Below are 22226 nucleotides of genomic sequence, written 5' to 3'. Positions count from 1 at the left end.
AAAAATCATACATAGAGACCTGATCAATACCCCTGTGTCTTGATTTTAATTAATCTATTGATATATAAGATATTTAATAAAAAGACGAGAATGCGGGCAAAGCGAACAGAACCCGCGTCGGCTCTCGCTTTACAGCGTTTTTCTAAATCTAATGCACAAGGTTATCCACAGGAATAGTGGATAACTCTCACCGCCCCGCCCGGGGCGGGAGTTACAGAAAGAAAGCTTTTCGCCCTTTACACTCGCCAAAATGGCTTTTTTAGTTATTTTTTCATAAAAATATCGCTTTGTTTATGCCGATTAATACTAAAAATCCCCATTGCCAAAATCGCATTGCCCCCTTTCTCGCGGATCGCGCTTGACGGCGGCGCAATGCCTTGCACCACGCCCTCACCGCAGAGCACCACAAGAGTGCAAAAAACGTCCGGGTTAACTTCCCGGCGTATTTTCAGGCCGCCGCGGCAGAGCGCGTCAGGCCTGATTAGCGGTTAACAAGGCGATAACAACCTCCCGTTTTCACCCGGCGACAAAATTGGCCTGGGAGTTGCTTTATCTTCCTGCGTATCAATGCGGTGCGGCGGCGTGATGCGCTGCCAGCCGCAGCGTGTACCCCTCGCGGTGCTATCGCCTGTAAAAGCGCAAGAACGACACCAAGTCGTCACAAGCGTCGTTTTTAACGACATATTGACTGTCATTCCGTCCACCGCAGACCTTGCTCTGGCTCATCGGACGGACGGCATCTTGTTCCAGACATTGCCACACTCGGGAAATTCGCCGCGCATGCGGCCTTTGCTGTCCCCCGCCAACGAGTGAAACGAGCGTCTATGAGGAGAATGCCAAATGCTGAGCCTGAGATCGGTCAATCAATTCTACGGTCAAAACCACACCCTGTGGGACATCAACCTGGAGCTGCCGCGCGGCCAGTGCACCGTGCTGCTCGGGCGCAACGGCGTGGGCAAGACCACGCTGGTCAACTGCATCATGGGGCATTTGCCGGTAGTGAGCGGCAGCATGACCTGGCAGCCGGCAGATCAGCCGCCGCAAAACCTGCTGCTGCAACCGATGGAGCGCCGCGCCGCACTCGGCATCAGCCACGTCCCGCAAGGGAGGCAACTCTTCTCGCAGCTGAGCGTGGAAGAGAATCTGCAGGTGGCGCAGATGGCCGTGCGCGGCGCCCCTCGCCGCATTCCGCCGCTGATCTACAGCCTGTTTCCCAATTTGCGCCAGATGCGTACCCGCCGCGCCGGCGATCTGTGCGCAGGCGCCCAGCGCCAGCTGGCCATCGGCCGTGCGTTGGCGCAGGAACCGGCGCTGCTGATCCTCGACGAACCGACGGCGGGCGTGCCGCCTTCGATCGCCGCCGACATCGGCAACGTGATCCGCAGGCTCAACTATGAATTGGGCATGACCATTTTGCTGGTAGAGCATCAGCTGCCGTTCGTGCGCCGGGTGGCGGATCGCTTTTGCCTGTTGGATAGCGGGCGCACCGTGGCGCACGGCGCGCTGACGCAGCTGGATGAGGCGCTGATCGGCGCCGGGCTGGCGGAACAGGACGGAGGATGAGGGAGCGAGGCTCCCTCATTGAGAGTTTATAACAGGCTGATATCCAGATACTGCCCCAGCGGCGCCCGTTCGGCCTGCGGCAGGTGCGGGATTTCGCCCAGCAGCAGCGCGGGCAGCATACGGCGCAGCGTAGCCAGGTATTCCTGATGCCGCCGCCCCGGCGGCGCCACGTCGTTGGCGATCCAACCGGCCAGCGTCAGCCCCGCCTGTTGCACCGCCTGGGCCGTCAGCACCGCGTGGTTGATGCAGCCCAGCTTGATACCCACCACCAGGATCACCGGCAGTTGCTCCTGCTGCACCCAGTCGGCGAAGGTGTACTGCGCCGACAGCGGAGTAAACCACCCGCCGGCGCCCTCGACCAATACCCAGTCGGCGCGCTGTTCCAGCCGGCGCAGGCCGTCGGACAGCCGCGCTGCGTCGATCGGCCGGCCTTCATCGGCGCTAACGATATGCGGCGAAGTCGGTTCGGCAAAAACGTAAGGGTTCACTTCGTCGTACCCCAGCGCCACGCCGCTGTTGGCTTGCAGCGCCAGCGCGTCGCCGTTGCGCAGCCCCTCGGCGGTCATCTCGCTGCCGGAAGCCACCGGCTTATAGCCGGCGCTGCGGTAGCCCGCCAGATTGGCGGCCTGCAGCAAGGCGCTGCTGGCGACAGTTTTCCCGACCTCGGTGTCGGTGCCGGTCACGAACCAACGTTTAATCACGATAAATCACTCCATAAGCCAGATGATAGCTGAGCGGGAACTGCCCCTGCCGGCACGGGTAAGCCGCCTGCAGCGCGGCGAGGCGGCCGCGCGACATCAGGCCGCCCTCGCGTCCCTGGTGCAGATGCGTCGCCCCGATGCCCTTGAGCGAACGCATCAGCGTCATCACGTCCGGGTAATTCAGGGTGCGCAGCTCCGTCACCAGCTCGTGTCGATAGTCGGCACAGGCGGCGCGGATCTGCGCCAGCGGCAGGAAGGCGTTCACGTGACGTTCGCCGTCCACCTGTTGCCAGGCGTCCCCCAATTCCTGCAGCGAGCCCGCCGCCAGCGTGGAGAACAGGATCACGCCGCCGGGCCGGGTGACGCGATACAGCTCTGCCAGCGCGGCGGGCAGATCGCTGCACCACTGCACCACCAGGCTGCTGAAACAGATGTCCATCGCCGCGTCGGGCAACGGCACCTGCTCGATATCGCCCAGCAGATAATGGTGCGCCGCCTGTTGCTGACGGGCGAATGCCAACATCCCCGGCGCCAGATCGAGCGCCGTCACCTGCTTGCCTCGCTCACGCCACAGACGGCTGAAATAGCCGGTGCCGCAGCCGGCATCCAGCAGCCGTTCGCCCGGGTGGGAACTCCCCATCCCCAGTAAGCGCTCGCCAACGTCACGCTGCAGCGCGGCGGCGGCGTCGTAGCTGCCGGCCGCGCGGCTGAAGGCCGAGGCGACCGCCTGTTTGTTCACTGTGTCATTGGCTGACGTCATGCAATACCTCCAGCAGGCGATCGATATCCTGCGGCTGGTGCGCCGCCGTCAGGGTAATGCGCAGCCGCGCGCCGCCCGGCGGTACCGTCGGTGGACGGATGGCGCTCACCCACAGGCCGCGATCGCGCAGACGGGTCGCCAGATCGAGCGCACGCTGATTGTCCCCCACCAGCAGCGGCTGGATGGCGGTGTCGGAATCCGTCAGGGTCAGCGCCAGCGGCGCCGCGCCCTGGCGGAAACGCCGGATGTTATCCTGCAGCCGGGCGCGCAGTTCATCGCCCTCTCGAATGCAGGCCAGCGCCGCCTGCAGCGCGCAGGCCTGCGCCGGCGGCATCGCGGTGCTGTAGATCAGATGGCGAGCGAACTGCAGCAGATACTCGGCAGTCGCCTCATCGCACAGCACTGCCGCGCCGCTGACGCCGAACGCCTTGCCGAAGGTCGCCACCAGCAGTTCAGGACGCACGCCCTGCTGCCAGCAGCTGCCGCGGCCTTGCTCGCCGCGCACGCCGACGCCGTGGGCATCGTCCACCATCAGCCAGGCGCCCGCCGCGCGGGTTAAGCGATGCAGCTCCGCCAACGGTGCGCCGTCGCCGTCCATGCTGAACACCCCTTCGGTCACCGCCAGCCGCTGCCCGTCGCAGGGTTTGGCCAGCAAATCCGCCAGCGCCTGCGGCTGATTGTGCTGGAAGCGGCGCAGCTCGGCCGGCGACTGCGCCGCCGCCTCCAGCAGCGAGGCATGGCTGAGGCGATCGGCCAAAATGCGATCGCCCTTCTGCATCAACGCCGCCAGCACCGCCTGGTTGGCAGCGTAACCGGAGATGAACAGCAGCGCGCGCGGATAGCCGAGCCACGCCGCCAGTTGCTCCTCCAGCGCCTGATGCGCCGCGCTAAAGCCGGTGACGTGACCCGAACCGCCGCTGCCGACGCCGTAACGCTGCGCGCCCTGCTGCCAGGCGGCGATCACCCGCGCATCCTGGCTCAGCCCCAGGTAGTCGTTACCGGAGAAGTTCAGGTAGAGACGATCGCCGAGCCGGATCTGGCGGCCGTTGCCGCCCTCGGTGGCCTGTCGCCGACGGTAGGCGGCGTTCAGGCGCCGCTCTGTCAGCGCCTGCTCGATTCGTTGCTGCCAGCTCATCACGGCGCCGCGTTGTAAAACTCGGCGGTATCGGCGTTCAGCAGTTGCTTGGCCAGCACCTGCTGTTGCTGGTTGTCGCCGTGTTCGGTTGCGGTCTGCTGCGGGTTGAGCCCCAGCTTGCGGAACAGCTGCAGGTCTTTGTCTTCTTCCGGGTTCGGCGTGGTCAGCAGCTTGCAGCCGTAGAAGATGGAGTTGGCGCCGGCCATGAAGCACATCGCCTGCGTCTGTTCGTTCATCTGTTCGCGGCCGGCGGAGAGACGGACATAAGAGGCCGGCATCATGATACGCGCGACTGCGATGGTGCGGATGAAATCAAACGGATCGACGTCATCGTTATCCGCCAGCGGCGTACCTTTCACCTTCACCAGCATGTTGATCGGCACGCTCTCCGGCGGCTTTGGCAGGTTGGCCAGCTGCACCAACAGCCCGGCGCGATCGCGCACCGTTTCACCCAGCCCGACGATGCCGCCGGAGCACACTTTGATGCCGGCGTCGCGCACCTTGTCGAGCGTATCCAGGCGCTCCTGGTAGCTGCGGGTAGTGATGATGCTGCCGTAGAACTCCGGCGAGGTGTCGAGGTTATGGTTGTAATAATCCAGCCCGGCCTCCGCCAACCGCTCGGCCTGAGTACCGTCAAGCGTGCCCAGCGTCATGCAGGTTTCCATGCCCATCGCTTTCACGCCCTGCACCATCTGCTGCAGATAAGGCATATCGCGCTCGTGCGGGTTCTTCCACGCCGCGCCCATGCAAAAACGGGTCGAGCCGTTCGCCTTAGCTTTGCGCGCCGATTCCAGCACCTGCTCGACCTGCATCAACCGCTCAGACTCCAGGCCGGTCTTGTAGCGTGAGCTCTGCGGGCAGTATTTACAGTCTTCCGGGCAAGCGCCGGTCTTGATCGAGAGCAGCGTGCTGACCTGCACCTGACGCGGATCGAAGTGCTGGCGGTGTACGGTTTGCGCTTCGAACAGCAGTTCAAGCAGCGGTTTATCAAACAGGGCCTGGGCTTGCCCTACTGTCCAGTGAATGCGGTCGGCCATCATGGCGTCTCCAAAACGAAAAAGTGTCGCCAGTTTAAATATTGTGGATATACTGTCAACCAATCTTAATTCAATTTGGTTTACAAGTATGTCTGTCACCGCTTCCGACCTGGCGTTTGACCAACGTCATATCTGGCACCCCTACACCTCCATGAGCCGCCCGTTACCCTGTTACCCGATCGAGTCGGCCAGCGGCGTCGAGCTGCAGCTGGCGGATGGCCGGCGCCTGGTGGACGGCATGTCCTCCTGGTGGGCGGCGATCCACGGTTACAACCATCCGAGTCTGAATCAGGCCGCCAGCCAGCAGCTGGAGAAGATGTCGCACGTGATGTTCGGCGGCATCACCCATCCGGCCGCCATCTCGCTGTGCCGTCGGCTGGTGGCGATGACGCCGGAAGCGCTGCAGTGCGTGTTCCTGGCAGATTCCGGTTCGGTGGCGGTGGAAGTGTCGCTGAAGATGGCGCTGCAGTACTGGCAGGCGCGCGGCGAGCGCCGGCAGCGCATCCTGACGCTGCGCCACGGCTATCACGGCGATACCTTCGGCGCGATGTCGGTCTGCGATCCGGACAACTCGATGCACAGCCTCTATCAGGGCTATCTGGCGCCGCACCTGTTCGCCACCGCGCCGCAGTGCCGCTTCGACGAGGAATGGCGCGAAGAGGACATTGCGCCGTTCGCCGCGCTGCTGGAGCAGCACGCCGGTGAAGTGGCGGCGGTGATCCTGGAACCGGTGGTGCAAGGCGCCGGCGGCATGCGCATCTACCACCCAACCTACCTCAAGCGGGTGCGCGAGCTGTGCGATCGTCATCAGGTGCTGCTGATCGCCGACGAGATCGCCACCGGCTTCGGCCGCACCGGCAAGCTGTTCGCCTGCGAACACGCGCAGGTGGTGCCGGACATTCTCTGTCTGGGCAAGGCGCTGACCGGCGGTTACATGACCCTGTCCGCCACCCTGACCACCCGCCACGTGGCGGAGACCATCAGCAACGGCGCGGCCGGCTGCTTTATGCACGGGCCGACCTTTATGGGCAACCCGCTGGCCTGCGCGGTAGCGGACGCCAGCCTGGCGCTGCTGGCGGAAAATCGCTGGCAGGCGCAGGTGAGCGCCATCGAAGCCCAGCTGAAGCAAGAACTGCTGCCGTTGGCGGCGCTGCCGAAAGTGGCGGACGTGCGGGTGCTGGGGGCGATTGGGGTGGTGGAGATGCGCGAACCGGTGGATGTCGCCGGGCTGCAGCGCGGGTTCGTCGAGCGCGGGGTGTGGATCCGGCCGTTCGGCAAACTGATTTACCTGATGCCGCCTTACATCATCGAAGCGGAACAGCTCAGCCGCCTGACCGCCGCCGTGGCCGCCGCCGCGCGTTAATGCCTTACCAATGCTGGTCCAGATAGCGGGCCAGCAATCCCAGACACAGCAGCCAGAGTAAAATGATCATCGCCGCCGCCATGCGGCCGGTGGGGTTGTCGACGCGCTTTTGCGCCTTCTCGCGCAGCTCGGCCATCAGCGGCTTGGGGATCAGGCGCACCGCCAGCATGATGCCCAACGGCACGATAATCACATCGTCCAGATAGCCCAGCACCGGAATGAAATCCGGGATCAGATCGATTGGCGAGATCGCATAGCCGGCCACCAGCAGCGCGATCAGCTTGGCGTACCACGGGGTGCGCTTATCACGGGCGGCCAGCCACAGCGCGTAGATATCGCGCTTGATGCCTTTGGCCCAACGGCGCAGCCAGCCGAACCACGGCGTGCGTTTTTTCAGTGAAATCATGATTACTTCATATAAGAACGTAAAACGGTCATCAATTGCTCGATGTCCTGCTCGCGCTGCTGCGGCGTAGCGTCCGCGGCAGCCAGATGTTCGCGCACATGCCCTTCCAGCACCTGCGCCATTAAACCGTTGACCGCGCCGCGCACCGCCGCGATCTGCTGCAGCACAGCAGAACATTCGCCGCCGCTCTCCAGCGCGCGCTCCAGCGCTTCGGCCTGCCCTTTAATGCGGCGCACCCGCGCCAACAGCTTCTTTTGATCTCTGAGGGTATGGCTCATTATTTCCGCCTGATTGTTATTTACTATACTGGGGTATAGTATATTTCAGTACACTACCTTTTGCTGAGGAACTTCACCATGACGTCTCACGCGCCCGCTTTGCACCGCGAGCACAGCCACGTTTTTGACGATGGTAACCCATTGGCCGAAAGAAACACCAGATGGGCGGTGATACTCACCGCCAGTATGATGGTCATCGAGATAGCCGGGGGCTGGCTGTTTAACTCGATGGCATTGCTGGCCGACGGCTGGCACATGAGCTCGCATGCGCTGGCTCTGGGCTTGTCGCTGCTGGCTTACGGCGCCGCACGCCGGTTGGCCAAGGATCGCCGCTTCAGCCTCGGCACCTGGAAGATAGAAGTGCTGGCCGGTTACACCAGCGCGGTGTTGTTGGTGCTGGTGGCGGCGCTGATGCTGTTTCAGTCAGCGCAGCGGCTGCTGAATCCCAGCCCGATTCATTATAACGAAGCCATCGCCATCGGCGCGATCGGGCTGGCCGTCAACCTGCTCTGCGCCTGGCTGTTGCGCGGCGGCGGCCACCATCACCACCACGGGGATCACCACGATGACCATCATCATGACCTCAACCTGCGTTCCGCCTATATCCACGTCATCGCCGACGCCGCCACCTCGGTGTTGGCCCTCGTCGCGCTGTTCGGCGGCAAGCTTTGGGGCGCCGCCTGGCTCGATCCGTTGATGGGCATCGTCGGCGCGGTGATGGTGGCCGCCTGGGCCTATAGCCTGATGCGCGATAGCGGGAAGATTTTGCTGGATGCCGAAATGGACGCCCCCGTGGCGCAAGAGATACGTCAGACCCTGGCCACCTCCGGCCACCCACTCACGCTGACCGATTTGCATTTAGGCCGCATCGGTAAAGGAAAATATCATTGCGTCCTCGCCCTGAGCAGCGCCGATCGCGCCCTCACCGCCGACCGGGTGCGCCAACTGTTGGCCGCGCATCCCGAACTGGTGCACATTACCGTCGAGATCAACCGCCCACCGTTGGCGCAAGGGGTTGTATTGTTCCACCGAAAAGATCTAGCTTAAGGGCTCTGCTTTTATCGCAACTGGGAGTCATTATGGCTTTTCGTTTGTACAGCAACGATCTGCAGGACGGCGGCAAGATGCCGCAGCAGCAGGTTTTCAACGGCATGGGCTACCACGGCGATAACCTGTCGCCCCACCTGGCCTGGGACGGCGTGCCCAAGGGCACCAAGAGCTTCGTTGTCACCCTGTACGATCCCGATGCCCCTACCGGCTCCGGCTGGTGGCACTGGGTGGTGGCCAATATTCCGGCCGACGTGCGTGAGCTGCCGCAGGGCGCAGGCTCCGGCAAAACGCCGCTGCCGAACGCCGCGCTGCAAACCCGTACCGACTTCGGCTCGGCCGGTTACGGCGGCGCCGCGCCGCCGAATGGCGAAAGCCACCGCTATCAGTTCACCGTGCATGCGTTGGACGTGGAGCACATTGACGTGGATGAGGGTTCCAGCGGCGCGCTGGTGGGCTTCAACGTCCATTTCCACAGTCTCGGCAGCGCCACGCTGACGGTGATGTTCAACTGATCCCCCGCCAATAAAAAAGCGCGGTCAACCGCACCGCGCTTTCCACTCGAGTCTGGCGGACGAATTACTTCGCCAGCACGCTCACCCACATCGGGCCTTTGCCCACCGGATAACGCGCCAGCATGGTCAGCTCGCCGCTGCTCTGGTCAATTTCATGCACCGCGATGTGATCGGACTTCTGGCCGGACGAAATCACGAAGCGGCCGCTGTGATCGATATTGAAACCGCGCGGTTGCGCTTCGGTCGGATAATAGCCGACCACGCTCAGCGTGCCACCGTTTTCGGAAACGCTGAAGAGGGTCAGAATGCTGGCGGTGCGATCGCTGGTGTACAGGAAGCGGCCGTTCGGCGTGATATGAATGTCCGCCGCCCAGCGGGTGCCGTCGAAATCGCTCGGCATGATGTCCAGCGTTTGCGTCACGCTGTACTTGCCGCCGTTTTCCGAAATCGCCAGCACGTCCACCGTGCCGTTCAGCTCATTGACGCAGTAAGCGAACTTGTCGTTGTGGTGGAACGCCATATGGCGCGGACCGGCGCCGGCGGCGATATCCACCGCGTCCTGCGCGTGCGGCGTCAGCTGGCCCGCCAGGCTCAGGTTGAACAGGCGGATGCGGTCTTCTTTCAGACACGGTACCAGCACCAGCTGGTTGGTCGGATCGATGTTCGCCGAGTGCGGCGCACTCAGGCCGTCGATCTGCTGGATCGGCGCCGTGACCACGCCGTCGTGGCCGATCGGGCTGATGCTGGCGCAGTTGCCGCTGTAGGAAGCGGAGAACAGGTAACGCCCCTGCAAATCGGTCGAGATATGGGTCGGGCTGCCCGGCAGCGGTGCCATGCCGGCCTGCTGCAGCGTGCCATCCGCCTCGATGCGGTAGCTGACGATACCGAACGCCGGACGCACGCCGACGTACAGGTGAGTCTTGTCCGGATGAAGGGTCATCGGCTGCACCTGGCCCGGCACGTCAACGGTTTGCAGCAGCGCCAGCGCGCCGGCGTCGTCCAACTGCCAGACGTGGATCTGCTGGCTCTCCGGGCTGGCGACATAAACGATTTGCTTCATGTGTTCTCCTTGCAAAGGGTAAAAGAGGAACCGGTTTCAGGCCGTTCGCTTGCCCCTAGCTTACCGCACATCCGTCGCATGGCAACCCTGCTTAGCACCGGAAGCTCACGCGGTTTTCTCCATAGGCTATACGGTGTACCATCGGATTAATTTTATGGCTAACGATAACGAGAACCCTATGAGCTACCGCGTCATCGCCCTCGATCTTGACGGCACCCTGTTGGACAACCAAAAACGCATCTTACCGCAGTCGCTGGAAGCGCTGGCGCAGGCGCGCGCCGCCGGCGTCCAGGTGGTGGTGGTCACCGGCCGCCACCACGTCGCCATCCATCCGTTTTACCAGGCGCTGCAGATAGATACCCCGGCCATCTGCTGTAACGGCACCTACCTGTATGATTTTCAGCAGAAAAAGGTGCTGGCCGCCGATCCCTTGGCGAAGGAGCAGGCCAAACAGGTGCTGCAGATGCTCAAACAGACCGACATTCACGGGCTGATGTACGTTGACGACGCCATGCTGTATCAGGAACCGAGCGGCCACGTGATTCGCTCGCTGGCCTGGGCCGAAACCCTGCCGGCGGCGCAGCGCCCGACGCTGCTGCAGGTCGGCAGCCTGACGCAGGCGGCCGACGACGCGCAGGCGATCTGGAAATTCGCCACCTCGCACGCCGATATTCCGGCGCTGCGCGAGTTTGCCGACACGGTGGAAAAAGAGCTGGGGCTGGCGTGCGAATGGTCCTGGCACGATCAGGTGGATATCGCCAAAGGCGGCAACAGCAAAGGCAAGCGCCTGCGCCAATGGGTAGAGTCGCAGGGGCTGAGCATGGATCAGGTGGTGGCGTTCGGCGACAACTACAACGACATCAGCATGCTGGAAGCGGTCGGTTTGGGCGTGGCGATGGGCAATGCCGATGACGCCATCAAGGAACGCGCCGATCTGGTGATCGCCGATAACCTGCAGCCGGGCATCGCCGAGGTGATCCGCACCCGCGTGCTGTAGTCTTTTCGCCCTCCCGCCGGGAGGGCCCGCCTTAACGGCTCTCGCGGCTGATCGACACGCTTTTCACCTGCGCATACAGCCACTGCCCGGGGCGGATCGCCAGTTCATCGCGCGCCCATGGCGTAATGCGCGCCCACAGCACGTGTTCGCCGACCGCCAGTTTCACTTCCACCTGCCCGTCCACGTCCAGACACTCGCTCACCTTGGCTGGCAAGACGTTGCGAATACTGCTGTTGACCGGCGGCTGCAGCACCAGCGAGACGTCGGCGGCGTTGATGCGGATGCGCAGTTGGGTGCCCAATTCAGCGTCGATGCCGCTGACCCACAGCCTTTGATCGCCAAGCGCCAGCGCCGTCATGGCATAACGTTGATGATGCTCAATCACGCTGACGCGCAGCACGCTGCTCTGATCTTCACGCTGCAGCCACGGCCGCAGCGCGCTGCTGGCCCAGACTTCTTCCAGCCCGCCGAACGCACGCACTTCGCCGCGATCCAGCACCATCACCTGCTCGGCCAGCCGCAGGATCTCGTCCAGGCTGTGGCTGACGTAAAGGATGGGGATGTTCACGTCCTGCGCCAACCGCTCCAGATACGGCAGCAGCTCGCGTTTGCGCGGCAGATCGAGCGAGGCCAGCGGTTCATCCATCAGCAGCAGTTCCGGCGCGGTCAGCAGCGCGCGGCCGATCGCCACCCGCTGTTTTTCACCGCCGGAGAGCGTCAGCGGCAGCCGGTTCAACAGCGGCCCGATGCCCAGCAGCTCGACGATGGTATTGAACTGCGCGCGCATGCCGGCCGCCATGCCGTACTGCAGGTTGCCGCGCACCCGGTAGTGCGGGAACAGCCGCGCATCCTGAAACACATAGCCGATACGGCGCTTTTCCGGCGGCAGGCAGAGGCCGGAGGCGGTATCCACCAGCGTACGGCCATTGAGCGCGATGCGCCCCTGCTGCAAACGGGTCAGGCCGCCGATGGCGTTGATCAGGGAGGTTTTGCCCGCGCCGGACAGGCCGAAAATCGCGGTGATGCCCTGCGCCGGCAAATCGGCGCGGACGTTGAGATTGAGGTCGCCCAGCTGCTGCGAGAAATCCAGCTCCAGCATTTACACCCCCATCCGTTTGCGGCCCCAGCGGGCCAGCCATTCGGACACCATCAGCGAAGCCAGCGACAGCACGATGGCGATCACGCACAGACGCGCGGCGGCGGCCTCCGCCCCCGGCGTTTCAATCAGCGTATACATCGCCAGCGGAATGGTGCGGGTTTCACCGGGAATGTTGGAGACGAAGGTGATGGTGGCGCCAAACTCCCCCAGCGAACGGGCGAAGGCCAGCACCACGCCGACAATAACGCCGGGCAGCGACAGCGGCAGCGTGATGGTGAAAAACACCCGCCACGGATTGGCGCCCAGCGTGCGCGCCGCCTGCTCCAGCCGGGTATCCACCGCCTCCAGCGCCAGCCGGATGGCGCGCACCATCAGCGGAAACGCCACCACCGCCGACGCCAGCGCGGCGCCGCGCCAGCTGAAACTGAAGCTGAAACCGAACCAGTCGTACAGCCACTCGCCGATAACGCCGCGCCGCCCCATGGCGATCAACAGCAAATAGCCGACCACCACCGGCGGCAGCACCAGCGGCAGGTGAATGACGCCGTCCAGCAGCGCCTTGCCGGGGAAGCGGCAACGCACCAGCACCCAGGCCATCAGAATGCCGAACGGCAGGCTGCAGACCACCGCCAAACCGGAGACTTTCAGGCTCAGCTCAACCGCCTGCCACTCGTACTCACTCAGAATCATTTACGCGGGGTGAATCCATAATGTTCGAAAATAGCGGCCGCTTCCGGGCTCTTCAGATAGGTATAGAAAGCGCTGACCGTCGGATTTTGACGATCTTTCACCATCGCCATCGGATATTCAACCGGTTTGTGGCTGTCTTCCGGGAACACGCCCACCACTTTCACCTTGTCGCTGGCGACCGCGTCGGAGCCGTAGACGATGCCGAGCGGCGCTTCACCCCGCTCCACCAGCGCCATGGCGCTGCGCACGTTGTTGGCGCGCGCCAGTTTCGGCTCCAGCAGGCTCCAGGCGCCCAGGTGTTCCAGCGCTTCCTTAGCGTAGATACCGGCCGGCACATGATCCGGATCGCCCACCGCCAGGCGGCCGCCGTTGAGCAGCTTGGCCCAGTCGGTCTGCTTGTCGATGGCGATCTTGTCTTGCTTATCGCTCTTGGCGGCGATCAGCACCAGTTCGTTGCCCAGCAGCGTGTAACGGGTGTCTTTCACCATCTGCTGCTTGTCGATGGCGTAATCCATCCACTGCTGATCGGCGGAGATAAACAGATCGGCCGGAGCACCCTGCTCAATTTGGCGCGCCAGCGTCGAGGACGACGCGAAGGAGGAAACCACCTGCACGTCCTTGCCTTTTTGATATTGGGTGGCGATGTCCTGCAGCGCGTTGGTCAGCGACGCGGCAGCGAACACGGTGATCTTTTCCGCCGCCGAAGCCTGAGCCACCAGGCCCGATGCCAGAACGATCCCGCCAACCCATTTGGTCCATTGCTGTTTCATTGTTTTTCTCCGCAAGTTAACGTGCATTATCACTCTTCGTTATATAAAAAATAATATAACGTTGCGCGAAAGCTTGTCATGCGGTTTATCGGCAAAGCGTGAGATAACTTGAGGAATGCCCGCCGGGGAATGCCGGCGGGTATCGGGATGGGGAACGGTCAGTGCTGGGTGCGGTTTTCTTTCGAACGGCCCACTTTGGAGAAGACGTTGAACACTTCGCCAAAACCGTAGATCAGGCCGAGAATGAGCGCCATGACCACCGGCACCATCACCACGGCGAACAACAGACTTTTCAATAATTCCAACATGATAGCCTCGCTTAACTGCCCATTGAGCGGCAAATGCCTTTCACCGCATATCGGGTTATTCTAACCCAAAAAAATCGGTAAAACGGAGTTATTTTAGCCAGCGAGGCGAAATTGTGATCGGCCAAACGTGCCCTTTCAGCCGCCCTCATCCCGGCGCGGGGTAATAGATCAACGGCGGCGCATAGCCGGCGGGCGCCGCCAGCCTGGCCTCCACACCGTATACCGCGTGAATGTTCTCCGGCGTCAACGCCTGCCGCGGCACGCCCGCCGCACAGATCCCGCCCCGCTGCAGCAGCGCGATCCGATCGCAATAACAGGCCGCCAGATTAAGATCGTGCAGCGTCACCACCACGCTGAGTTTCAGCCGCCGCAGCAAGGCCATAAACTGCTGTTGATGGGCGATATCCAGATGATTGGCGGGCTCGTCCAGCAGCAGCCACGGCGTTTGCTGCGCCAGCGCGCGCGCCAAATGCACCCGCTGCCGTTCGCCGCCGGACAGCCGCTGCCAATCGCGATCGGCCAGGTGGCTGATGCCCACTTGCTCCATCGCCTGCTCGGCGAGGCGGCGATCCTCGGCGCCGAAACCGCGCCAGCGGCCGGTATGGGCCAGGCGCCCCAGCAGCACCGCCTCCTTCACCGGCAGCGCGAAGGCGCCGGGGGCGGATTGCTCGAGAAAGGCGATGCGCCTGGCGCGCTCCCGCCCGGAAAACGCGGTAATTTCGCGCCCTTCCAGCCAAACGCGGCCCCCGGCGGCGGGCTGCAGCCCGGCCAGCAGTTTGAGCAGCGTGGATTTACCGCTGCCGTTGACGCCCAGTACACCGGTGACCTCACCGGGCAAGGCGCAGAAGCTGAGATTTTCCAGCACCGTACGCGCCCCCGCTCGCCAGCTCACCGCTTCGGCACACAGGCCAGAGCGCGCTTTTTCAATCGTCATGCATTGACCTTCCGATACAGCAACAGCAGGAATACCGGCACCCCCAGCAGTGCGGTCAGCACCCCGACCGGCAGCTCGCGCGGCGCAAACAGCGTTCTGGCCAGCGTGTCCGCCGCCACGGCGAACAGGGCGCCGCACAGCGCGCTGGCCGGCAACAGCAGCCGATGCCGCGAACCGACCAGCCGCCGGGCGACATGCGGCACCGTCAGCCCGATAAACCCCACCGCGCCGCTGAACGCGACGATCGCCGCCGTCAGCGCGGTGGTCGCCACATACAGCAGCAGCTTCAGCGGGGCCACCGCCACCCCCAGCGAAGCGGCGGTCACGCCGCCAAACGCCAGCGCGTCCAGTTCACCCGCCCGCAGCCAGCAAAGCAGCAGCGTCGCCGCCAGCGCCAGCCCGCACAGCCCGACCTGCGGCCAGCGCGCGTCGCTGAACGATCCCAGCAGCCAGAACATCACGCCGCGCGTGGCGTTGGCGTCCGCCTGCCAAAGGGTGATCAGCGAAGTCAGCGCGGAGAGCAGCTGCGTCACCGCCACCCCGGCCAGAATAAACAGCGTGGACTCCCCCTGCAGCGAACGCCCGGCCAGCAGCATCACCAACGCAAACGCCGCCAGCGCGCCGATAAACGCCCCGCCGGACACCGACAGCAGGCCGCCCCCCAACCCCAACACCAACACCGTCACCGCCCCCACGCCGGCGCCGGAGGAGATCCCCAGCACCCAGGGATCGGCCAGCGGGTTGCGGGTCAGCGATTGCAGCACGGTGCCCGCCAACGCCAGCCCGGCGCCGGCCAGCGCCGCCAACAGGGCGCGCGGCATCCGCAGCGACCAGATGATGCGCTGATACACCTCGGCATCGGTCTGCGCACCGCCGCTGACGCCGAGTACAATGCGCCAGGCGTCGCGCCACGCGATCGGCGCGGGCCCCGACAAGGTGGCGCCCAGCAGGGCCAGCGGCAGCGCCGCCGCCAGCAGCAACAACCAGCCGGCCTCACGGCCGGGCAGTAACCGCCGGCTCATGCTATTTCCAGCCTGCGATCACATAGTCGTCCAACAGTTGCCATACCGTCCCCGCCTCGCTGAAACCGGCTTGTCTGAGGGCCGCGAGCTGGAAATCCACCGGCGTCGGCGGCGGTACCGGCCGGCCGGCGAACAGCGCTTCGCGCTCGGCCTGATAAGCGGCCAAGGCCGGCGATTGCAGTGCGCCGGCGAACCAACGATCCCAATCCTCAACGCCGCTGTCCCAGGCGCGCTGTTGGGTCTGCTCGTCGTGCCGCTCCGCCAACGCTTTCAACCTCGGCTGACGGTGGTCACAGCGCTGATGATCGGCATTGAGGAATACGCCGCCGGCGGCCAGCAGCCCGGCGACATTACGGTACAATGCCAGCTGCTGCTCCGGCATCAGCCAGTGCAGCGCCGTGCTGGACACCGCCGCCTGCGGCGTGGAGCCGGACAGCACGGAAAAACAGGCCGGATCCGCCAGATCGGCCTGCAAGATACGGATCCGATCGCCATACTCCGCCAGCGCGCCGCGCGCCACCGCCAGCAGCAGCGGATCGAGATCGATGGCGGTCACCCTGGCCTGCGGAAAGCGCTGCAAAATACGCAAGCTCAGCGATCCCGGGCCACAGGCCAGATCCAGCACGTGAAAATCCTGGCCGACGGCCAGCGCCAGCACGTCCAGCTGGGCGTTAAAACGCGCTTCGCGTTCGGCGATGTAGGCCGCCTGCTGGCGATCCCAGGAGTCCAGCAGCGAAGAGAATGAAACGGCAGTCATATCAAGGTTCCTTGTTGGAAAGCGTCGGAGCCTGCGGCGGCAAGGCCGCCAGGCCCCGAATCAAACGGCCCAGCGCCGCCACGGTGCGGGCGGAAGGGTCCATGTCGTAACCGGGGAGGATCACGTAGCGCCGCTGACGCACGGCGCGCAGCGTCGCGGTCAGCGGGTGATGCTCCAGAAAGGCGATCTTGTCGGCCGCGCTGTCCCCGAAGCCACCGCGCGGCAGATCGCCAAGCACGATCGCATCCGGATCGCGGGCAGCGATAACCTCCCAGGATACCGTCGGCCACAGCTCGGGCAGATCGCCGAACAGGTTCTCGCTGCCGATGCTGCGGCTCAGCAAGCCTGGCGCGCCGCAGCAGCCCGCCACGTAGGGCGTCTGCGTGCCGGCATACCACCACAGCAGACGCCGATGCGGCAATGGCGCGCGCTGCGGCTCAAGCGCCCTCAACTGCCCGCGCAGCCGTTCGATCAGCGCTTCACCGGCGCGGCTGACGTTGAAGATACGCGCCAGCTCCCGCAGCTCGGTGAAAATGTCTTCGAACGTCAGCGCGGCGGCGATCGCGCTTTGCTGGCCGCTGCAGGCGCCGGGAGAGAGATAAGTGCCGATGCGCCATTCCGCCAGCCGCGCCCGATCGGGCGTTTCCGGGCTGTGCAGCCAGTAATAGCTGGCCGAATAGACAAAATCCGGCCGCATCAGCAGCAACGCTTCCGCCGTAGGCGGTGCCGGGCTGGCTGGCGCCCGCAGCGCCTCGGCCGGCGCCGTCGGCGCGGGATCGCGCGCGCGGTCATACCCGACCACGCCGATCGCACGGCCGGCCAGCCCCAGCGCCAGCAGGTTTTCCAGCGCCGGGTTGGCGTAAACCAGCACCCGCTGCGGCGGCTGCGGGTAATCGCGCGTTACCCCACAATTGTGCAGGCTGACGGCATCGGCACGCAGCGGCGCCCCCCAGCCCAATCCCAGGGCGCACAACAACAGGTAAAGCGAGCGTTTCACGTCGTCAGAACCTGACCGACACGAAGGTTTCATAGCTACGCGGCGGCGCAATCAGCGCCTGATCCGGGTAGGTGCGCTGATAGGCGTACAGCTGGTTGGTGGCGTTGCGAATGCGGAAACCGACATCGACGATCGGCGTCAGCTGATAGTCCGCCGCCAGATCAAGCGTGGTGTACGCGCGCATCTTGCGCCGGTTGGCATCGTCGTTGTAACTGCTGCCGACGTAGCGCAGCGAAGAAGCCAGCCCCAAACGTTCCGTCGCCTGATAATGCACGCTGAGGTTGGCGGTCCAGTCCGGGATATAGGCCGGGCGATTGCCGTTGTAGCTGCGCAGCGGGCTACCGCCGCGATAGTCGTCGTAGCGGGCGTGCGTGTAGGCGGCGTTGCCGGCCAGCTCCCAGCGCTCGTCGGGACGCAGCACCACGCCAAGCTCGATGCCGCGTGACGTCTGCCTGCCTACCGCGTTCAACGCATCCGGCCGCTGCGCGTCGGGCACAAACAGGTTGTCCTTGCGCAGTTCGTACAGCGCCAGCGTCGCCTCACCCTTGTTACCCCAAAACTGCCCTTTGGCACCGGCCTCCCACTGGCGCGCTCGCGTCAGCGGCAGATCGGTCTGCGTCGGGCTGAGGAAGAACAGATCGTTGCCCGGCTCCTGGCCGGTGGTGTAGTTGGCGTAGAGCGTGAGGTTATCGGTCAATGCATAGCTGGGGCCCAGGCTCCAGGTGCTGAAAACATAGGTGCGCGCGCGGCTCTCTTCCTGCGGCCCCTGGAAGCGCCAGTCCATGTTCATATGGTTGTAGCGCAACTGGCCCAGCAACGTTAAACGCTCGGTCAGGTTGAAGCGATCTTCAAGAAAGGCGGCGTACTGATTCTGGGTGACGTGGCGCACCGGTGCGCGTTGGCGATCGGTGCCCTGCGCGAACGGCTCTCTGGGCGGCGCGCCGAGCGGCACATCTTCCGAGCCGGGGAAGCCGTTGGAGTAGTACTGGAAATGCCGCTTGCTCAGATCGAAGCCGACCAGCAACCGGTTATCGAAACCGGCAATGGCGCGATCGAACACCAGCGAACTGCGGTTGCCGATCAGATCGTCGTCGTGTGCCAGGGCGCCGAAAGAGTCGCGGTTGACGTCGCCGGGCCGGGCCGCCGCCGCGACGCGGAAACGCTCGACGTTGCGCCATTCGCGAAAGCCGCTGTAGTAATAGAATTGGTTATGCCACTCCACTTCGGGCGTCATAAACCAGTCCAGACTGGCCTGAAATGCGGTGGCGTTGCTCTGGATGCGGCTGTCGGTCAGGTTGTTGTAATTGATGTCACGCAGCTCGCCGGCAATGCGCCCATCCAGCAGCGGCGTGCCGTAGTAAGGGTTGTTGGTGCGGTTGAGCATGCGGTCCAGGCTCAGCGTCAACAGCGCATCGTCGGTCAGCTTAAACAGCAGCGAGCCGGAAACCCGCTTCTGCCGATCGCGCTCGTCCTGCACGTTGCTGCCGCTGTCGTTGCCGCTGACGTCCAGCCGATACGCCACCGCATCGTCCACCAGCGCGCCGCCGGCTCCCAGATGCAAACGCTGGCTGCGGTAGCTGCCGAAGCCATAGTCGAGTTCAACCGGCTGGCGGCTGAAGGTCGGCCGCCGCGAGATCAGGTTGACGCTGCCGCCCGCGGCGCTCAGGCCGTTCAAGGCCGATCCCGGCCCGCGCAGTATCTCGATGCTGTCGTAATGCGCCGGATCGCCCAGCTGCAGCGTGCTGCCGGGCATTTCTACGCCGTTATACAGCCAGGCGATCGGCCGGAAACCGCGCGCGGAAAAGTTGTTCGACAACGTTGGCGAAGCGACGCCGGACAGACCGGTGGCGCGCTCGACGGCGGCAGCCAGCGAGCGGTCGCCCCGCTGTTGGATCGCCCGTGCGCTGATGATATCGATGCTGCGCGGCGTCTCCCGAGCGGTCAGCCCGAGCTGTGACGCGCTGCGGCTCACGGCGTTCAACGCATCGTAGCGCCCGGCGGGGGCTGCCGCCTCCACGGTGAGATGTTCTTCGCATCCCGTGGCACTGCGGGCTTTATCGCAGTCGGCGGCGAAAGCCAGCGGCGCCGTCAGTGCGCCACCGAACCAGGCGGCGGCCAGGCATAAAGATTTTCTGGGCGTGACAAGACGCCGGCGTGTCGTACTCATGTGGAGCATCCCTGTGGTGAAATAAAAACCGGCCGCAGCCGGCGTAAAGCCTTATCGTTTTTCTGTTATGTTATATTATAACAACAAAGCAATGCCAGTCTTTATTACCCCGCTCTCCAGCGCACTGCGTTTGGCGCTTTGCCGCCAAATCGGCGACAATAAGATTTTTGCCGCCGACAGGATGCGCTATGCAGGCCGAAATTCTTCTGACTCTCAAACTCCAGCAAAAGCTGTTCGCCGATCCGCGCCGCATCGCGCTGCTGAAACAGGTGCAGCACACCGGCTCCATCAGCCAGGGCGCCAAACTGGCGGGCATCAGCTACAAAAGCGCCTGGGATGCCATCAATGAGATGAACCAGCTGGCGGAAAAAACGGTGGTGGACCGCGCCACCGGCGGGAAAGGCGGCGGCGGCGCACAGCTGACGCACTATGGCCAACGGCTGATCCAGCTGTATGACCTGCTGGGCCAGGTGCAGCAAAAGGCCTTCGACGTGTTGCAGCAGGATGCTCTGCCGCTCGACAGCCTGCTGGCGGCCATCTCGCGCTTCTCGCTGCAAACCAGCGCGCGCAATCAGTTCTTCGGTACCGTCATTGAACGCGATCATCAGCAGGTGCAGCAGCACCTGGCGATTTTGTTGAACGACGGCAGCACTCGCCTGGCGGCGGCCATAACCCAGCAAAGCGCCGACCGGCTGCAGCTGACGCCGGGCAAAGAGGTGCTGGCGCTGATCAAGGCGCCCTGGGTGCGGTTAAGCGTCGAGACGGCAGAACATGCCGGCGCGGATAACGCGCTGGCGGGCGTGGTGGCCGGCATTCAGCCAGGCGCCGAACACAGCGAGGTGCTGGTGACGCTGGCGGGAGGCGAAACCCTGTGCGCCACGCTGACGACGGCGGAGCTGCAGCGTCTGCAACTGAGCGTCGGCGCCGCCGTACACGCCCTGTTCAACGCCGACCACGTGATTGTCGCCACGTTGTGTTAAGCGCAACGTAACGTTGCATTTTTGTTGATTGACATCCCCCTGCAATGCGCCTATTTCTAAGGCAAATAATTGCAAAAAAAGGAACAGGTGATGTCGTCGTTGCACATTTCGCAAGGTTCATTCCGCTTAAGCGATACCCGCACCCTGACGCTGGACGCGCTGGAAATCCAGGCCGGCGACAGCTGGGCCTTCGTCGGCGCCAACGGCAGCGGCAAATCCGCCCTGGCACGGGCGCTGGCCGACGAACTGATTCTGTTGAGCGGCGAGCGCCGCAGCGACTTTCAGCACGCGGTGCGCATCTCCTTCGAACAGCTGCAAAAAATGGTCAGCGACGAGTGGCAACGCAACAACACCGATCTGCTCAGCGCGGACGAAGACGACACCGGCCGCACCGCGGCTGAGATCATTCAGGAAGAGGTGAAAGACGCCGCGCGCTGTGAGCGGCTGGCCGCACAGTTCGGCATCACCGCCCTGCTGACGCGCCGCTTCAAATACCTCTCCACCGGCGAAACGCGCAAGACCCTGCTGTGCCGGGCGCTGATGCCCGAGCCCGACCTGCTGATCCTCGACGAGCCTTTCGACGGGCTGGACGTGCACTCGCGCGCGCAGCTCGCCACGCTGCTGAGCGAGCTTTCCGCCCAGGGCCAGACCCTGGTGCTGGTGCTCAACCGGTTCGACGAAATCCCGGATTTTGTCCGGCGGGTGGGCGTGCTGGCGGACTGCACCCTGACCAGCCGCGGGCCGCGCAGCCAGGTGATGGCGGACGCGCTGGTGGCGCAGCTGGCGCACAGCGAAAATCTCAGCGGGCTGGCGCTGCCGGAAACCGAGGATCCGACGCAAAAAGTAGCCCTGCCGGCGGATCGGCCGCTGATCGTCCTGCGTGACGGCGTGGTCAGCTATAACGATCGGCCGATCCTCAATCACCTCGACTGGCAGGTAAATCCCGGCGAACACTGGCAGATCGTCGGCCCGAACGGCGCCGGCAAATCCACATTGCTCAGCTTGATCACCGGCGATCATCCACAGGGCTACAGCAACGATCTGACGCTATTCGGCCGCCGCCGCGGCAGCGGGGAAACCATCTGGGAAATCAAACGCCATATCGGCTACGTCAGCAGCAGCCTGCATCTGGATTATCGCGTCAACACCAGCGTGCGCAACGTGGTGATGTCAGGGTTTTTCGATTCGATCGGCATTTATCAGGCGGTTTCGGATCGTCAGCGGCAGCTGACAGAGCAATGGCTGGCGCTGCTCGGGCTCAACGGCGCGCGCGGTGACGCCCCGTTCCACAGCCTTTCCTGGGGCCAACAGCGGCTGGCGCTGATCGCCCGCGCGCTGGTGAAACACCCGGCGCTGCTGATCCTCGACGAGCCGCTGCAGGGGCTGGATCCGCTCAATCGCCAGCTGGTGCGCCGCTTCATCGACGTGCTGATCGGCCAGGGCGCTACCCAGCTGCTGTTCGTCTCGCACCATGCCGAAGATGCGCCGCAGTGCATCACTCACCGCCTCAGCTTCGTACCCGACGGCGAAGGCGGCTATGGTTACCAACAGCAACGGCTGGAGGCGGCCTCCGCCTGAAACGCGGCGTAAACATATCCGGCAACACTTCACCGCAGTACATCACATTTGGCCTTTTATCA

The 22226-nt window shown here is 63.9% G+C and carries 23 protein-coding genes; 7 read left to right on the top strand and 16 right to left on the bottom strand.

Translation table 11 applies throughout. From position 1 onward, the window contains the following. Positions 1-840: 840 nt before the first annotated feature. Positions 841-1563: an ATP-binding cassette domain-containing protein gene (locus ACJ8PN_RS02070; protein WP_154870526.1), complete on the top strand. Its 723-nt coding sequence runs from the start codon at positions 841-843 to the stop codon at positions 1561-1563. A 26-nt stretch (positions 1564-1589) separates the two neighbouring features. Here ACJ8PN_RS02070 and bioD read toward each other — a convergent pair whose 3' ends face one another. From bioD to bioB, 4 genes are read right to left on the bottom strand one after another with little or no spacing between them, the layout of a single operon-like run. After that, entirely contained in the window at positions 1590-2264 is a 675-nt protein-coding gene (bioD, locus tag ACJ8PN_RS02065) for a dethiobiotin synthase (RefSeq protein ID WP_442534563.1), read from the bottom strand. After that, positions 2257-3024, bottom strand: coding sequence for a malonyl-ACP O-methyltransferase BioC (bioC, locus tag ACJ8PN_RS02060; RefSeq protein ID WP_015377013.1), 768 nt, complete (start codon positions 3022-3024; stop codon positions 2257-2259). The genes bioD and bioC overlap by 8 nt, the downstream gene beginning before the upstream one ends. Beyond that, positions 3008-4159, bottom strand: a complete 1152-nt coding sequence (bioF, locus tag ACJ8PN_RS02055; RefSeq protein ID WP_411261162.1) for an 8-amino-7-oxononanoate synthase — start codon at positions 4157-4159, stop codon at positions 3008-3010. Before bioF ends, bioC begins: the two co-directional genes overlap by 17 nt. Further along, positions 4159-5196, bottom strand: a complete 1038-nt coding sequence (gene bioB, locus ACJ8PN_RS02050; RefSeq protein WP_025160023.1) for a biotin synthase BioB — start codon at positions 5194-5196, stop codon at positions 4159-4161. Before bioB ends, bioF begins: the two co-directional genes overlap by 1 nt. Before the next feature lie 88 nt (positions 5197-5284). On the opposite strand from bioB, the gene bioA reads away from it, so the two are divergent. Then, entirely contained in the window at positions 5285-6559 is a 1275-nt protein-coding gene (gene bioA, locus ACJ8PN_RS02045) for an adenosylmethionine--8-amino-7-oxononanoate transaminase (RefSeq protein ID WP_442534562.1), read from the top strand. Between the two features lie 4 nt (positions 6560-6563). Here the strand turns inward: bioA and ACJ8PN_RS02040 are convergent, their stop codons facing one another. Together ACJ8PN_RS02040 and ACJ8PN_RS02035 are read right to left on the bottom strand one after the other, a co-directional pair. Next, positions 6564-6965, bottom strand: a complete 402-nt coding sequence (locus ACJ8PN_RS02040) for a YkvA family protein (protein WP_025301916.1) — start codon at positions 6963-6965, stop codon at positions 6564-6566. Positions 6966-6967: 2 nt separating this feature from the next. After that, complete coding sequence (locus tag ACJ8PN_RS02035; protein ID WP_004939805.1) at positions 6968-7243, bottom strand: metal/formaldehyde-sensitive transcriptional repressor; 276 nt, start codon at positions 7241-7243, stop codon at positions 6968-6970. Positions 7244-7321: 78 nt separating this feature from the next. Between ACJ8PN_RS02035 and dmeF the strand changes: the two genes are divergently transcribed. Together dmeF and ACJ8PN_RS02025 are read left to right on the top strand one after the other, a co-directional pair. Then, positions 7322-8290 carry a CDF family Co(II)/Ni(II) efflux transporter DmeF gene (gene dmeF, locus ACJ8PN_RS02030; protein ID WP_131164561.1) on the top strand — a complete coding sequence of 323 codons (969 nt, stop codon included), beginning with the start codon at positions 7322-7324 and terminating at the stop codon, positions 8288-8290. Between the two features lie 32 nt (positions 8291-8322). Continuing rightward, complete coding sequence (locus tag ACJ8PN_RS02025) at positions 8323-8805, top strand: kinase inhibitor (RefSeq protein ID WP_131164562.1); 483 nt, start codon at positions 8323-8325, stop codon at positions 8803-8805. A 64-nt stretch (positions 8806-8869) separates the two neighbouring features. On the opposite strand, the gene pgl is transcribed toward ACJ8PN_RS02025, so the two are convergent. Continuing rightward, a complete protein-coding gene (gene pgl, locus ACJ8PN_RS02020; protein ID WP_004939808.1) occupies positions 8870-9865 on the bottom strand; it encodes a 6-phosphogluconolactonase in 996 nt (331 codons plus the stop codon). Between the two features lie 178 nt (positions 9866-10043). On the opposite strand from pgl, the gene ACJ8PN_RS02015 reads away from it, so the two are divergent. Then, positions 10044-10862, top strand: a complete 819-nt coding sequence (locus ACJ8PN_RS02015) for a pyridoxal phosphatase (RefSeq protein WP_004939809.1) — start codon at positions 10044-10046, stop codon at positions 10860-10862. Positions 10863-10893: 31 nt separating this feature from the next. Here ACJ8PN_RS02015 and modC read toward each other — a convergent pair whose 3' ends face one another. The 9 genes from modC to ACJ8PN_RS01970 form a co-directional block, all read right to left on the bottom strand. Next, positions 10894-11961, bottom strand: a complete 1068-nt coding sequence (modC, locus tag ACJ8PN_RS02010) for a molybdenum ABC transporter ATP-binding protein ModC (RefSeq protein ID WP_004939810.1) — start codon at positions 11959-11961, stop codon at positions 10894-10896. Further along, positions 11962-12651, bottom strand: a complete 690-nt coding sequence (gene modB / locus ACJ8PN_RS02005; protein ID WP_015377003.1) for a molybdate ABC transporter permease subunit — start codon at positions 12649-12651, stop codon at positions 11962-11964. Beyond that, a complete protein-coding gene (modA, locus tag ACJ8PN_RS02000; protein ID WP_075685567.1) occupies positions 12648-13421 on the bottom strand; it encodes a molybdate ABC transporter substrate-binding protein in 774 nt (257 codons plus the stop codon). Before modA ends, modB begins: the two co-directional genes overlap by 4 nt. A gap of 158 nt (positions 13422-13579) precedes the next feature. Further along, positions 13580-13729 carry an AcrZ family multidrug efflux pump-associated protein gene (locus ACJ8PN_RS01995; protein WP_004939813.1) on the bottom strand — a complete coding sequence of 50 codons (150 nt, stop codon included), beginning with the start codon at positions 13727-13729 and terminating at the stop codon, positions 13580-13582. Positions 13730-13874: 145 nt separating this feature from the next. Next, positions 13875-14636, bottom strand: a complete 762-nt coding sequence (locus tag ACJ8PN_RS01990; protein ID WP_442534758.1) for an ABC transporter ATP-binding protein — start codon at positions 14634-14636, stop codon at positions 13875-13877. Positions 14637-14659: 23 nt separating this feature from the next. Continuing rightward, complete coding sequence (locus ACJ8PN_RS01985; protein WP_442534561.1) at positions 14660-15685, bottom strand: FecCD family ABC transporter permease; 1026 nt, start codon at positions 15683-15685, stop codon at positions 14660-14662. A gap of 1 nt (position 15686) precedes the next feature. Then, a complete protein-coding gene (locus ACJ8PN_RS01980) occupies positions 15687-16442 on the bottom strand; it encodes a class I SAM-dependent methyltransferase (protein WP_171453509.1) in 756 nt (251 codons plus the stop codon). A 1-nt stretch (position 16443) separates the two neighbouring features. Further along, entirely contained in the window at positions 16444-17439 is a 996-nt protein-coding gene (locus ACJ8PN_RS01975) for an ABC transporter substrate-binding protein (protein ID WP_442534560.1), read from the bottom strand. Positions 17440-17443: 4 nt separating this feature from the next. Continuing rightward, positions 17444-19606 carry a TonB-dependent siderophore receptor gene (locus tag ACJ8PN_RS01970; RefSeq protein WP_171453505.1) on the bottom strand — a complete coding sequence of 721 codons (2163 nt, stop codon included), beginning with the start codon at positions 19604-19606 and terminating at the stop codon, positions 17444-17446. A 188-nt stretch (positions 19607-19794) separates the two neighbouring features. Here ACJ8PN_RS01970 and modE point away from each other — a divergent pair, with 188 nt between their 5' ends. Then, the gene (gene modE, locus ACJ8PN_RS01965) at positions 19795-20586 is read left to right on the top strand and encodes a molybdenum-dependent transcriptional regulator (RefSeq protein WP_442534559.1); all 792 of its coding nucleotides are present in this window, start codon (positions 19795-19797) and stop codon (positions 20584-20586) included. 90 nt (positions 20587-20676) lie between these two features. Further along, on the top strand, positions 20677-22164 hold the full coding sequence (modF, locus tag ACJ8PN_RS01960) for a molybdate ABC transporter ATP-binding protein ModF (RefSeq protein WP_442534558.1): 1488 nt from the start codon (positions 20677-20679) through the stop codon (positions 22162-22164). Positions 22165-22226: the final 62 nt, after the last annotated feature.

Source organism: Serratia sp. CY76391 (assembly GCF_052166695.1).
Classification (GTDB): domain Bacteria; phylum Pseudomonadota; class Gammaproteobacteria; order Enterobacterales; family Enterobacteriaceae; genus Serratia; species Serratia nematodiphila.
Note: the sequence above shows the minus strand (reverse complement) of the source record. Positions and strands in the feature narration are given on the sequence as shown.